Annotated in this window: 10 protein-coding genes; 7 read left to right on the forward strand and 3 right to left on the reverse strand. The window is 39.5% G+C overall.

The features are described 5' to 3' along the window. Positions 1–27 precede the first annotated feature (27 nt). Positions 28–2,232: a B12-binding domain-containing radical SAM protein gene (locus tag R8N23_RS12880; RefSeq protein WP_318172014.1), complete on the forward strand. Its 2,205-nt coding sequence runs from the start codon at positions 28–30 to the stop codon at positions 2,230–2,232. Here the strand turns inward: R8N23_RS12880 and R8N23_RS12885 are convergent. Further along, positions 2,229–4,541, reverse strand: a complete 2,313-nt coding sequence (locus tag R8N23_RS12885; protein WP_318172015.1) for an ATP-binding protein — start codon at positions 4,539–4,541, stop codon at positions 2,229–2,231. The two genes, R8N23_RS12880 and R8N23_RS12885, sit on opposite strands and share 4 nt — an antisense overlap. Positions 4,542–4,881: 340 nt before the next feature. After that, entirely contained in the window at positions 4,882–5,499 is a 618-nt protein-coding gene (locus R8N23_RS12890; RefSeq protein WP_318172016.1) for a histidine phosphatase family protein, read from the reverse strand. Positions 5,500–5,609: 110 nt separating this feature from the next. Between R8N23_RS12890 and R8N23_RS12895 the strand changes: the two genes are divergently transcribed. The 4 genes from R8N23_RS12895 to R8N23_RS12910 are packed head-to-tail and all read left to right on the forward strand — an operon-like array spanning position 5,610 to position 9,443. Continuing rightward, positions 5,610–5,975, forward strand: a complete 366-nt coding sequence (locus tag R8N23_RS12895) for a hotdog fold thioesterase (protein ID WP_318172017.1) — start codon at positions 5,610–5,612, stop codon at positions 5,973–5,975. Further along, positions 5,975–7,192: a chorismate-binding protein gene (locus R8N23_RS12900; RefSeq protein WP_318172018.1), complete on the forward strand. Its 1,218-nt coding sequence runs from the start codon at positions 5,975–5,977 to the stop codon at positions 7,190–7,192. Before R8N23_RS12895 ends, R8N23_RS12900 begins: the two co-directional genes overlap by 1 nt. A 3-nt stretch (positions 7,193–7,195) precedes the next feature. After that, positions 7,196–8,866 (forward strand): 2-succinyl-5-enolpyruvyl-6-hydroxy-3-cyclohexene-1-carboxylic-acid synthase, encoded by a 1,671-nt coding sequence (gene menD / locus R8N23_RS12905; protein ID WP_318172019.1) that lies wholly within the window; start codon positions 7,196–7,198, stop codon positions 8,864–8,866. Between the two features lie 40 nt (positions 8,867–8,906). After that, positions 8,907–9,443 carry a DUF4136 domain-containing protein gene (locus R8N23_RS12910; protein WP_318172020.1) on the forward strand — a complete coding sequence of 179 codons (537 nt, stop codon included), beginning with the start codon at positions 8,907–8,909 and terminating at the stop codon, positions 9,441–9,443. On the opposite strand, the gene R8N23_RS12915 is transcribed toward R8N23_RS12910, so the two are convergent. Continuing rightward, positions 9,430–10,617 carry a C40 family peptidase gene (locus R8N23_RS12915; protein WP_318172021.1) on the reverse strand — a complete coding sequence of 396 codons (1,188 nt, stop codon included), beginning with the start codon at positions 10,615–10,617 and terminating at the stop codon, positions 9,430–9,432. The two genes, R8N23_RS12910 and R8N23_RS12915, sit on opposite strands and share 14 nt — an antisense overlap. Positions 10,618–10,751: 134 nt before the next feature. Here R8N23_RS12915 and hisS point away from each other — a divergent pair, with 134 nt between their 5' ends. Both hisS and R8N23_RS12925 read left to right on the forward strand, forming a co-directional pair. Next, the gene (hisS, locus tag R8N23_RS12920) at positions 10,752–12,122 is read left to right on the forward strand and encodes a histidine--tRNA ligase (protein WP_318172022.1); all 1,371 of its coding nucleotides are present in this window, start codon (positions 10,752–10,754) and stop codon (positions 12,120–12,122) included. Between the two features lie 45 nt (positions 12,123–12,167). Further along, the gene (locus R8N23_RS12925; protein ID WP_318172023.1) at positions 12,168–14,093 is read left to right on the forward strand and encodes a gliding motility-associated C-terminal domain-containing protein; all 1,926 of its coding nucleotides are present in this window, start codon (positions 12,168–12,170) and stop codon (positions 14,091–14,093) included. The last annotated feature ends 4 nt before the right edge of the window (positions 14,094–14,097 follow it).

Here is a 14,097-nt window from a genome sequence, read left to right on the forward strand (position 1 = left end):
AAGACAATAGCGAACTTTACGTCCAAGATGGCATCCAAAATTCATACACTACTTGTTACTCCCCCTTTCACCCAACTCAACACCCCTTACCCCGCAACTGCGTATCTCAAAGGCTATCTAAATACGATTAATGCTACATCAGTACAAGTTGATTTGGGAATTGAAGTTATTCTGTCTCTGTTTACAAAAGACGGTCTATCTCGATTGTTTCAAACCATTGCTAATGTTGAAATAGCGCTTGAATCTAATGAGCAGAGAATAGTCTCTTTAATGGAAGAATATTTGGCTACCATCGAACCTGTAATATCTTTTCTGCAAAACAAAAACCCAACACTTGCCTACTCCATTGCTGAAAGAGACTATCTGCCCGAAGCTTCAAGGTTCAGGCAATTAGATGATTTGGATTGGGCTTTTGGCAATCTGGGCATTCAGGATAAGGCCAGGCATCTGGCTACTTTGTATTTGGAGGACCTAGCTGATTTGATTAAAAATACCATTGATCCTTTTTTTGGATTTAGTCGATATGCGGAGCGTTTGAGTCTTTCAGCAGAATCGTTTGACCCACTCTACGAATCACTCAATCAAGAACCCTCATTTACAGATGACATACTATTTGATTGTTTGAAACAAAAACTAGAGCAACACAAACCTACCTTAGTCTGTCTATCCGTACCCTTTCCTGGAAATCTATATGGAGCACTGCGTTGCGGGCAGTTCATAAAAGAGCATTACCCAGACACCAAAGTGGCTATGGGTGGAGGCTACCCAAATACTGAACTGAGAAATTTGAAAGACGTCCGTCTTTTTGAATTTATTGATTTCATTACTTTGGATGATGGCGAAAGACCTGCGCAATTGCTATTAGAGCATCTAGAAGGTAAGATTTCCCTTGAACATCTAAAAAGAACACTTACTGAACAAAATGGAAAAATAGAATACCTCAATGGAGCTAAGCTTCCCGATGTACCATTTAGCCAAACGGGTACACCCAGTTACGAAGGGTTAGAACTTGACAAGTACCTTTCGGTAATCGAAATTACAAACCCTATGCACCGCTTGTGGAGCGACGGTCGATGGAACAAATTGACCATGGCACATGGATGCTACTGGAAAAAATGCACGTTTTGCGATATTTCACTCGACTACATAAAAAACTATGAGCCCATCAGCGCATCGATCATCTGTGACAGAATGGAAGACCAGATCAATCAGACCGGTGAAACCGGTTTTCACTTTGTAGATGAGGCGGCTCCTCCCGCACTCATGAGAGAAGTTGCTATTGAAATCCTACGAAGAAAAATGAAGGTCACCTGGTGGACTAACATCAGGTTTGAAAAGAGATTTACGCCAGATTTATGTCGGCTATTAAAAGCTTCAGGTTGTATTGCTGTATCAGGGGGTCTTGAGGTGGCCTCAGATCGATTACTTGAACAAATTCAAAAAGGTGTAACTGTAGCGCAAGTGGCACAAGTAACTGATAACTTCACGGCAAGTGGCATTATGGTACATGCTTATTTGATGTATGGATTTCCTACTCAAACAGAACAAGAAACCGTAGATTCTCTTGAAATGGTTCGCCAGTTGTTTGAACTGGGCGTTATCCAGTCCGGTTTTTGGCATCAGTTTGCTATGACTGCCCATAGTCCAGTTGGCATGAACCCCGAGGCTTTTGGTGCAAAATCACTTTTAGCGGAAACTGGAAGTTTTGCACACAACGATATCCCGCATGAGGATACGCAGGGTACGGATCATGCGATTTTTAGTGAAGGCCTAAGAAAATCATTGTTCAACTACATGCATGGTGCATGTTTTGATTTTCCACTACAAGAATGGTTTGATTTTGAAATTCCGGAAACCACCATTTCTCCTTATCAGATTGAAATGGCCATTCAGAATAATCCAGGCACTCAAGCCAGCGACAACAACAAACTACTTTGGACTCTCCCAATTCCGGCAGCTTCATTTTACACCAAAAAGCAAAAAGGAAAAACATCAGAAAAGTGTAAGTTTCTAATTCACACCAATCAAGCTTCTGAAACAGCCATTTTTAGTAAATCACAAGGTGAAGTATTGAACAAACTTTTTCCAAGCCTAACACTCAACAATGAAGTTTCAATCACACTAGGCAAATTTCGCGAGGCTTACGAATCCAACAATTCAGAAAGTTTTGATAAGCTGACAAAATCTCAAGGCTGGCAGACCTTACGAAAAACGGGATTGTTGATTGTTTAATCGACTTGAATAAGGTTAGGTATTGAAACCACAAAGGTACTTCCCTCTCCTTCCTTTGAGTCCACCTTTATATTTCCTTCCAGTTTGGTCACTGCTTCTTTTACAATAAATAAACCCAAACCTGTCCCGGTCGCATAGTTGGTCGCACGGTAGAACATATTGAAGACTCTACTCAGGTAGCCTTTTTCGATACCAATTCCATTGTCTTCTATCACTATCACTAATTTCTCTTCATCGATATCGACTACTATATTTATAAAACCATTTTCTTCCTTTTTGGAATATTTGATGGCGTTAGAAAGTAGGTTATTGAAAATGACTTGCAGGTTGTGTTTATCATTGACGAATTCAGAAGTAGCATCTATCTTAATAGTCTTTTCTACATGATCATAATTTTCCATGAATTGCATGCCTTTCAGAATATTATTGATCATTTCTTCTATTGAAATCACATCTTTTGTGAGTCCTAATTTGGCTACCTTCCTGTAGGTAATGATGTCCAGAATGATGCTATCCAATTGCTTGAGTTGGCCCTTCATGATGCCCAAAAGTTCGCGTTGTTCTTCGTCTTTTACTCTGACATCCAATAAACTTTCCAAACCTAACAACGAGGCAATTGGTGCGCGAAGATCATGTGAAGTTCTATACACCAGCTGATCCATCTCAGAATTCGTCTTGATGAGATTTTGACTCATCTCTTTAAGAATGGTAATATTCGTAATAACCCCGTCTATCAATTGCTCTTCCCCATCTACAGTCAAAGTGCAATCTAAAAGACCCCAAAATGTAGTTCCGTCTGTTTTCTTAAAGTGTACCTCCTTATTTTCCACGGAACCATTTTGCAGAATTTCATTATAAATCTTGAGGTGCATGTGCTTGAACACATGAAAATTTTGCAGGTCCACCACTTTCTCTCCAGGTGGTTCAACACCAAACAAATCGAGCAAAGCACTATTCGAATACAAAAAACCTCGACTCACACTGTACCTAAAGATGCCATCTTTAATGTTTTCATTGATGGTCTGAATTAGCCTTTCCCGCTCTTCCAACTTCAATGAAACCATTTTTTCATCGGTGATATCACGAATAAATGCTGTTACACCTATTATCTCACCATCAATGGAATACAACGGAGAATAGAACTTATCCAGATAGCTGATTGAGCCATCTTTCTTGTTTCTATATTTTTCCAAAACAGCAAAATCAGAGCCTTTCAATGCCATTTCAAAACTCATTCGATATTCTTCCCTCTCGGCTTCATCGTCTACAAAATCAAGCACGTTCATCCCGATTTCAATGTCCACGTTAAAATCATCTTTGATAATTCTTGCATGATTTTTATTGAATGACCTATAGCAAAACTCATTATCTATGGAGTAGGCCATTAGATCTTTCGGACTTTCAAGAATTTGTTTTAGGTATTGTTCCTTTTCACTTACGTCCTTTAGATTTCTTAACTCAGAAATTTTCAACGCAGCAATAGCAGCGATTGCCTCTAGAAAATCCTTGTGTTTGATATTGTAAAAGCCAAATTCAGGAGACTCACTATCAATCACTCCAATCACTTTGTCTTGAAACAGGATAGGTACGCTAATTTCACTCAAGGCAACATAGGCATCCTCTACATAATCCTTGTCTTTTGTGAGGTCGTCTACCAAAATTGTTTTCTTCAGTTGAGCACATTTACCTACGATACCCTCACCTACTTTCAGGCTAATAGGTGACAAAACGACTCTTCCTTTTCCTTTAGCCCCATAAGCGGCTTTTTGAGCCAATTGTTGATCATTTTCATTATAGATATAAATCACACAATCGCTCAGAGATAGCAACCTGGCACATTCTTGGGCAAGTTCCCATAAGATAGCTTGCTCGCTATTTAATTTGGAAATGGAGAGTGTCAGCTGTTGTATGTTTTGGTAATGTTTTACACCTCGAGCCAACAGATTGCTACTTATATAATTCTCACCGATGGGAGTAATATGAGCACTTATACCAATTACATTCCCTTTATCATCAAAAATGGGAGATTTTGAAGTTCTTGCTTGATCAATTTTGTAAGATGACTTACTTCTAAAATCATAAAAATTCTCTTGTGGTTGTTTGGAGGCCAATACTTTCTGATCCTCCAATCCAAGCAATTCAAAATCTTTATATTCAGAATCGATATTAGCCAGTTTATTTTTAAGCAAAATAGATTCTTCTATTTCGAAAAGGTCAAGCATGGCCCTATTGGCATAAGTCACTAAACCTTTGTCATTGGTCAAATAAATAGCATCTGACATAGCATCCAAGGCGGATCTATAGGTCAATTGCTCGTTATATCCATCTACAGTTTGTTGCTTTGAGTTTGGTTTTTTTATGATTGTAAAATTTGGGTAAAATGTTGAAAAGGAGCTTAAACTTAATAACGCTCTCCTAAATCTATAATATCAAAAATTTCGAATGGGTTTAGATCAATACAATTGATGGAATACAGGGGGTGGTCAAATAAACCAAAACCCGGCTTCACCGGGTTTTGGGCTAAGCAAGCATTTTTAAAGATGGATTAAATCTCGCCGGCTAACCGTGCCAACCGTTCAAGGACGGCTTCGGATATTTAAGTTAATCATTCTTGAGATCAAGAGCAATCTGTTTGTGAAAATATTTGAGCTAGCTACCCAAATGTTTTGTACTTCCGTGCTCGATCACTCGGTATTGTCCTTCACCATATTGCAATTGGTACAAACAAAGGTTCGAATGTTGAAATGAATCCATTTTCTCAAGCGGATAGTTTAGCAGCCAACACACCAACATACGCATGGCACGTCCATGAGTAGCGATCAATACATTTTCTTCGGATTTATTGGCCATAATACAATCCATGGCAGTTTTTTGTCTTTCAACCACTTCTAAGGGAGACTCACCTTCCCCCACCGCCAGATCTAATTTACCTTCAGCCCAACCTGCAATAGTGTCTAGATAAATTTGATGCATGACTGGATCATAAGGTTGTCCTTCATGTTTGCCCCAACTGATTTCATCCAATCCGTCATGAGATTCGTAAGGAATTCCCAGATCGATAAATTGCTGTACGGACTCCTTCGTACGTTTCAATCCCGAAACATAAACTTTATCAAAAGGTACCTCTTTATAATATTCAAAAAAATCTTCAGCTTGCTTACGACCCGTGGCATTAATAGATGAATCTATCCCCCGTCCTTGTACCTTATTTTCAAGATTGAAATCAGTCTGACCATGTCGGATGATGTATATATTTTTGGTTTTCAAGTGAATTGTCTTTTTGTTTGTATCAGGCGAATATAACCCACTAATTGAAAGAAAGAATGTTCCTCCCCACGTTTACCCTCGAAGGTATCAATGCCTTCTCAAAAAACACAATGACAGATCACATTGGTATAGAATTCACTGAAATTGGAGAGGATTACGTAAAAGCCACCATGCCGGTAGATAGCCGAACGGTACAACCCTTTCGAATGCTGCATGGAGGGGCTTCAGTGGTTTTAGCAGAGACGCTAGGAAGCATAGCCGCAACAATGACTGTTGACCCAAATGACAAGTACTGCGTAGGACTCGATATCAACGCTAACCATATTAAATCAGTAAAAAGTGGATTCGTAGAGGGTACTGCTCGTCCACTTCACGTTGGAAAAAAAACTCAGGTTTGGGAAATAAAAATCACCAATGAGGACCATCAACTCGTATGTGTAAGTAGAATAACTATGGCCGTGATTGATAAAAAGTAATGGAAGCAAGCAAACAATCTACTCAAACCACACCTACCACTGCATTTTACGAAAAACTAGAAAGTTTTTTCAGTGCAGGCATAAAAATGGATTTGCCTTTTGCCATATGGCGCAACCCACGTGAATCTATTATTCAATCCACGCTTCAACTCGATCAGGACAACGATGTTCCAGAGGAAATAGAAAATTCCCCAACAGGCTTTCTTGTAAGTCCTTTTGAATCTTCTGAAAATCATGATACACAGTTTATAAAGTCGGACGTACTACTTGACAGTGACCTCAATGAAATTCTTTTAAGTCCAGGGTTTAAAGACAAAGAGGGAAAATTTGAAAAATTCGTTCAGCAACTCTCTCAAATTCATGAAGACCAATCTTTTGACTATCGTGATTTTCTGGAGGCTCCAGCTCCATTCAAAACATCAAAGGATTCTTTTCTCCAATTGGTACAAAAATGTAAAGAGTCTATCAACGAAGGTTACTATCAAAAAATCGTTCCCTCCAGAAGAGAAAAATTCAGAACTGAGAAAAGTTTCCATCCGGTAAAAGAACTGGCCAAACTATGTGAAGCCTATGAAAATGCATTCGTGTCACTAGTCTATTTACCAAATCAAGGGTTATGGTTGGGAGCAACTCCTGAGCTTCTTATTTCGGTAGATGAAGAACAGAATTTTGAAACTATATCCTTAGCAGGCACACAAGAAATAAGACCAGGCTTTGAACTTGCACAAGTGAGCTGGACACAAAAAGAAATTGAGGAGCAAGCACTCGTCAGTCGATATATAATCAATTGTTTTAAAAAAATTAGACTGCGTGAGTTTGATGAATACGGTCCAAAAACGGTCAAGGCAGGAAACCTCATACATCTCAAGACTACTTTTAAAGTAAACATGAAGGAGGTTAACTTCCCTCAATTGGGTAGTGTTATGCTCGATTTGTTACATCCCACTTCTGCAGTTTGTGGCATGCCAATGATTCCAGCTGCCAAGTTTCTTCAAGAAAATGAGGCCTATGACCGTGCCTATTATAGTGGTTACCTGGGCCCCGTGAACTATGATGGGAAAACAGCATTATATGTGAATCTCAGGTGTGCCCAGGTTTATAAGAACGACCTTATTTTGTTTGCCGGAGCAGGTGTAACGGAAGATAGTGATCCAGAAAAAGAATGGACTGAAACTGAAATTAAATTTCAAACCTTGCTCAATGTCATTCAAGCCTAACGCATGAACCTTCAATCTGTATTTGATTTAGTACAAATTTGTCATTTGAAAGGTGTCAAACATGCCGTAATTTCCCCAGGTTCAAGAAATGCTGCTTTAACCATTGCCTTTTCTAGGCATCCTGAAATTGAATGCTATAGCGTACCTGATGAACGATCGGCCGCCTTCATTGCGCTAGGCATAAGTCTTAAAACAAAATTACCGACAGTGCTCATTTGCACCTCTGGATCGGCAGCTTTGAACTATGCTCCAGCGGTGGCGGAAGCCTATTTCAATCAAGTGCCTTTGCTCATTCTTTCTGCCGATCGCCCTCCTGAATGGATCGGACAACGAGACGGTCAAACGATCTATCAAGAGCAACTCTTTGGCAATCACGTCAAAAAATCCTTGGTTTTTCCTTCATTAGAAGAAACTGAAGAAGGTACAGCACTCGGCCACGAAACAATCAACCAAGCAATCAATTGCTGTTTGGAAGCTGAAATGGGACCCGTTCACATCAATATTCCTTTCAGAGAACCTTTTTATCCTACAACCGAACAAGGTCATAATTTTTCGAAAAGTCTACCGGTTTTTATTTCAGACAACGCTCCTTTAAATAACTGGAAGTCAGAACTAAAAGATCTTTCTAATTTCTCTCGAGTACTAATAATCGTTGGGCAATCAACGAAAGATCCATCAACGATCAAACTCCTCACTTCCCTTTCAATTGAAAGTAAAATCCCAATTGTGGCGGATGTTATATCCAATGCCCATCAAGTGGAAGATGTCATCAGTAGTCAGGATGTATTTCTGAAAGGTTCAAAGGACACAAACCTGCAACCAGATTTATTGATCACTATTGGCATGTCCGTAATTAGCAAAAACTTAAAGCTCTTTCTTCGTGATTTGAGACCTAAAGCCCATTGGCATGTTCGTCAGGAAACTAAGGCACCAGACACCTATCTCTCATTAGCCAAGCATTTCGCTGTGTCTGAAATTGATTTCTTGAAAGAACTTGAACAAATATTTGTCGCCAGCGACAGCCAAAGAACTTTCCAAGGCGAATGGTCAAATATTGATTCCAAAACCAAAAAGCATATAGAACATTTCGGGTCTGATGATATCTCTGACTTTGATTGTTACAAAAAAGTCCTTCATGCGCTTCCCTCAGGCTCGGACTTACATCTGGCCAACAGCATGGCCGTGAGATACGCCAACGTAATTGGCTTGAGCAATGACAAGGATATTGAGGTCTATTGCAATAGAGGAACCAGCGGGATTGATGGTTCTAATAGCACAGCTGTAGGAACAGCCATAGTCTCCCAAAGACCTACGTTTCTACTCACTGGAGATATGGCATTTCTTTATGACAGAAATGGTTTTTGGCACAATCACGTTCCTGAAAATCTAAGTATTGTGGTGTTCAACAATCATGGTGGAGGTATATTCAGAATGATTGAAGGTCCATCTGGCCAACCTGAGCTCGAAGAGTTTTTTGAAACTCATCAACAAAAGGATGCCAGCCATGTAGCCAAAGAATTTGGGTTCGAATATTATCCATGCACTTCATTAAAGGAATTGGAACAAAACCTCATCCCTTTCGTGAAAACAGGAAAACGCAAAATACTAGAAGTATTCACTGATGCAGAAGTGAGCAAGAACGTATATAAAGAACTATTCAGGAGTTTATCCTAAACGTATTAGCCAAAAGCCTGATCCCACAAAATCTACAAACATGAGATTAACACTCTGGTTTATCATTTTCATTCTTATCCAATCCTGTGCTCCTCCTAAGGTGATCAAGTTTCTGAATAGTGAACTGGATTACAGTAAATACCATACCTACAGACTTATTAACTACAAAAGCGATGACAAGTCCTATGCCGCTGATGGCATGGCCTTTTATAATGAAATTGAAAATGGCATAAAACAAAACATGAGAGCCAAAGGCTATGAGCCTGCCGATCGCCCAGATCTTATTGCCAGATATGAAATAGTTTCGACTACTGCAACAGAAACACGCAATCAAAACTACGATCCTTATGGATACAACTACTACATCCCTCCTACAACCAAGAAATTTACTGAGGGAATTGTACTTATTGAACTTCGGGACCGCAAAGAGAAAAAACTCGTTTGGCAGGCTAGTTTAGATCTCAAATACAATATGCGAGGCGAGGCCAAGCTAACTCTACTCCAATCAATCAACCGAATATTTGAAACTTACCCTTACCAAGCGGGGTCTAACGACCAAGTGCCTACCGAACAGTAAAAGCAGACTTTACTTCTTCAATATTACCTTCTAGGTTTCTCAAATATCTTCTACTACCCAAATACCTATTTTTATTAAACTCATCATAATTTGGACGATTTGGATCAATAGAACTAATCCTTACTTGTTTGGATGCGTGAATAAACTCATTATTCCCTAACCAAATACCAACATGGGTAGTCTTCTGCCTTGTAGAATCAGTAGCCGGTTTACCAAAGAAAAGTAGGTCTCCCTTTTTCAAACCTTCGAAAGAATTATTTTCATCTACTACGACACCGGCATTTATTTGCTGCGAAGCATCTCTAGGAATAATCAGTCCATTCATGAAATAAACCGTCTTAGTAAAACCACTACAGTCCATTCCTTTGACCGAAGTCCCTCCCCAGAGGTAAGGTGCGCCCATAAGAGATCTGGAATAGTATTCAACCAGCAATTCTGAAGGTTTCATGCTGTCCAACCACGCTTGGAAGTCACTTATATCTGCTGTAGCGATATAACCCCTTCTGCCATCCGGAAATTCTACGCGAGTCACTTCATTATCTGTGGCCACCCATTCTAGTACATTACCAAGAACCACATCAGAAACTACAGCAGTCAACTTCTCATTCTTAAAAACTTGACCATTTGTTTTCGTAACGATTACTTTCTTTGCTTTTTGCCAGTTTTCAATTTGAAATCTAGTTTTCAAAACTACTCCACCGTGATCCACCCAAGCAATGTAATCATCAGGTGTTTGAACTAAATACCACTCTTCTGTAATCTTCAGCACTTTCAATACTGTACCGAGAATTGCTTGTGTCGCCAATTCAGCCGAGTGCTTTGGTTTGGTTCTGAGGTTTGCAACGGAATTGTTGACCAATGCATACCTATATTTTAAAGTCGAAGAATCAGGAAGAAGTTTAACATCATCTTTTATTCGAATACCCTCAGCCAATAATTTATTCATAAAAGTGGCTAACACATACGTTTGATCTGTATCTCCAGACACTTTCAACAGACCGCCGTCACTACTCACATCAATGTTAAACAAGGCCACTCTACTATCAAGTACATATTGCGTCTTCAAACTATCTCTTATAGCAATGGCTCTTTCTAAATCAGGGCTACTATCTCCTTGCTCACAAGCAACTCCAAACCATAATGCTGAAATGAAAATGAGTATGCGTTTTATCATTATTGTACAGAATTTAATGAGACACTAATCTACAAAATTTATCTATTGCCCATTAGGTGAAAATAATAAATAGAGGAATCGAATTGCTTTGAAGAGAGTCGATTCTTAGTTTTGCTGCGAACAAAGAAAATCAAATGCAGAAGCCTTCTATACCAAGAGGAACACGAGATTTCGGCCCACTACAGATGGCCAAAAGAAACTATATTTTCAATACCATACGAGGAGTATATGAGCGTTATGGCTTTGCTCAACTGGAGACTCCAACCATGGAAAATTTATCCGTATTGACTGGTAAGTATGGAGACGAAGGTGATCAATTACTTTTTAAAGTATTGAATTCTGGAGATTTTCTTTCAAAAACACAAGCAGAAGATTTCTCAGCTGGCAGCAAAACCATGTTGCCTAAAATATCGGAAAAAGGACTTCGATACGACCTCACCGTTCCTTTTGCTAGATATGTTGTAATGCACAGAAATGAAATTTCATTTCCATTTAAAAGATATCAAATACAGCCCGTATGGCGTGCCGACCGACCACAAAAGGGCAGATACAGAGAGTTCTATCAGTGTGATGCTGATGTGGTAGGCACTGACTCCCTACTGTGCGAGGCGGAAATCATAGCCATGATCAACGAAGTATTCACTGGCTTGAAACTTCCAGACTTCACCATAAAACTCAACAATAGAAAAATACTTGTCGGTATTACAGAAGCCATTGGTGCTGAAGGCAAAGAAGCCGACTTCTGTGTGGCCATTGACAAGTTGGATAAAATAGGGCTTGATAAAGTCAATGAAGAATTGATCCAAAAGGGTTTTACAGAAGAAAACATCAACTTGCTGAAGCCAATATTCGAATTTGAAGGAAGTTTAGAGGAAAAACTGGTTTTCTTAAAAGACTACTTCAGCTCAAGCGAAACTGGCCTGAAAGGCGTGAGTGAAACCGAAGAGATTATGACCTACTTGCAATCTTATCAGTTGGAAAAAAATCACCTCGAACTCGATCTTACACTGGCACGTGGACTCTCCTATTATACCGGTACCATTTTCGAAGTAAAAGCCAACGGAGTAAAAATTGGAAGCATCACAGGTGGAGGTAGATATGACAACCTTACTGGCGTATTTGGACTTAAAGATGTATCCGGAGTAGGTATTTCATTTGGAGTGGATCGAATATATGATGTACTCGAGGAACTGAACTTATACCCAGAATCTACAGCGACTCAAGTTCAGGTGATGATTGTGAACTTTGGTGAAGAAATGACCGCTCAAGGTATAGCTCTACTTCAGCGTTTGCGTAATGAGGGAATTCGGGCTGAAATGTACCCTGACACAGCAAAAATGAAGAAACAGATGACATATGCTAATAATCTCAACATTCCATTCGTTGTGATGATAGGTGAAGATGAAATAGCATCTGGAAACTATACCTTGAAAAATATGGTCGAAGGTGAGCAAGCCGCTTACAAAATCGATGATCTTATTTCTAAAATCAAGAATAGTCACTAGATTGATCACTTGAATTTACTGTCAAACAGATCTGGTAAACCACTCTTGAAACATTATCAATATAGCCTTCTAATTTTATTGTGCCTTGGCTCTCTAATGGTCAATGCTCAGCACACCAGTTTGCTGGGAAGGTTTGATATTGATTACATAAAAGGCTGCACAGGAATGACGATAAATGTATCGGTCAATGCCAATGTGCCTGCGTGGACGGATGCTCAATTCTGGTATGAAGGCTTTGATATTAATATTGCAGGAGATGTCACTGGTAATTACACCTACACCACTCCGGGAGAATATTATGTCACTATGCTTGTTTCCAATGGAGACGCAGATACTGGAGGAGAAAAGAAAGATTCTATTCGTGTAGAAGTCTTAGAAGCTCAGTTGCCCGAATTCACTATTCATAACTGCGCCTCGCACAATGTTCGGGTAGAAGTAGAAGATGACTATTATGACAGCTACTTCGTTGAATTCACAGGTACTGACAATGAAGAAATTGGGCCTCTTTCCTTCACTACAGCCTATAATTATGGAACACAAGGGAATTACAGAATAGATGTTTCTGGACGATTCAATGGCGGTAATAATTCAAGTTGTGGCACAGACAACAAAGCCTTCAATAGTATCAATTCCATTATCAGTCCAGTACTTACTTCAGTAGAAACCACTGATGAAGCTGTCAATGGAGAAATTCAATTAGGTTTCACGCTTGGCGATGATATTATATACAACCTGGAACGCTCCACCAATGGCACTGAAAATTTTGAATTGGCGTCAATCGTCACAGGTGCAACTGAAGTAGATGCAAATCTGAATACCATGAGCGAATTTCATTGCTATCGTATCAACACATATGACGCTTGTAATGAGGTGAATTTACTCTCTGAGATTATTTGTTCGGTCTATTTTGATGTAGCTGGTACTGAAAGCGCCAATACGATTACCTGGCAAACGGATACCGTAGAAGCACTCTCTTACAATATCATTCGAGATGGGGATTTACTTACTAATATCACCAACTCCTCTATAGTTACTTATGACGATAGTGAAGTCATCTGCAATAAGGAATATGTTTACAATGTTCAGCCCATTTTTCAAACTGGATCATCGGTTTCTGTAGACACAGCTGTAATCGCGAGTAAATCCGCCGAATTACCAGCCGTCGGAAATCCAGCTTCTACAGTGAATATTGACAATGATGTGGAGCTGAGTTGGGGGCCACCCGATACTGGGGAAATTCCATTCAGGCGATATATTATAGAACGTAACATAAGAGATCGAGCCTGGAAGTATTACGATGCCTCAGATGACACTACATACGTTGACACCGAAGCCAACTTTATAGGCAAGCATGCCTATAGAATCCGATATGATGATGATTGTGGAAATCTTGCGACTCCTTCTCCTGAGACCGTTCCTATGATTATAGAACAAGGTGATGTAAGAGGAAAAGAGGTGAAGTTCAATTGGAGTAAATATGAGACTTGGGCAAATGGCATTCGTAACTATACTATTGAGAGAATTGACGAGAACGGATCTATCATTGAAGAGTTTGATGTACTCAGCGGACGAGAAAAGGCAATTACCTTTTCACCAAATGACTCGGAGAATAAATTGATTCGAGTACGAGCAGAATCTCTAGATGCTACTCCCCTGTTCACCTATTCCAATATTGTATTGACAGAACTGAGTACGACTATGTTCTTGCCCAATGTGTTTACACCAGATGACGATGGCTTAAACGATAGATTCGTTGCCAAAGGGCCTAAAGTATTTAATTTTGAAATGGAAGTATATAGTCGATGGGGTGTTTTGATTTTCTCAACTACCGACAATTTCAATGGCTGGGATGGGAAAATAAATGACAATGAGGCCCCTGAAGGCACCTACATTTACAAAATATATTATGAAGATGCCGAAGGCAGAAAATACGATCAGTCTGGGTCTATGTTACTCATGAGAAAAGGATAGCGAT

Origin of the sequence: Reichenbachiella sp., assembly GCF_033344935.1 — a bacterium.
Taxonomy (GTDB): domain Bacteria; phylum Bacteroidota; class Bacteroidia; order Cytophagales; family Cyclobacteriaceae; genus Reichenbachiella.

What these genes read in the sequence shown, in the direction of transcription:
- R8N23_RS12880 (WP_318172014.1), top strand. Translation starts at nt 28, where the DNA reads ATGGCATCCAAAATTCATACACTACTTGTTACTCCCCCTTTCACCCAA.
- R8N23_RS12895 (WP_318172017.1), top strand. Translation starts at nt 5,610, where the DNA reads ATGACAGATCACATTGGTATAGAATTCACTGAAATTGGAGAGGATTAC.
- R8N23_RS12900 (WP_318172018.1), top strand. Translation starts at nt 5,975, where the DNA reads ATGGAAGCAAGCAAACAATCTACTCAAACCACACCTACCACTGCATTT.
- menD (WP_318172019.1), top strand. Translation starts at nt 7,196, where the DNA reads ATGAACCTTCAATCTGTATTTGATTTAGTACAAATTTGTCATTTGAAA.
- R8N23_RS12910 (WP_318172020.1), top strand. Translation starts at nt 8,907, where the DNA reads ATGAGATTAACACTCTGGTTTATCATTTTCATTCTTATCCAATCCTGT.
- R8N23_RS12915 (WP_318172021.1), bottom strand. Translation starts at nt 10,617, where the DNA reads ATGATAAAACGCATACTCATTTTCATTTCAGCATTATGGTTTGGAGTT.
- hisS (WP_318172022.1), top strand. Translation starts at nt 10,752, where the DNA reads ATGCAGAAGCCTTCTATACCAAGAGGAACACGAGATTTCGGCCCACTA.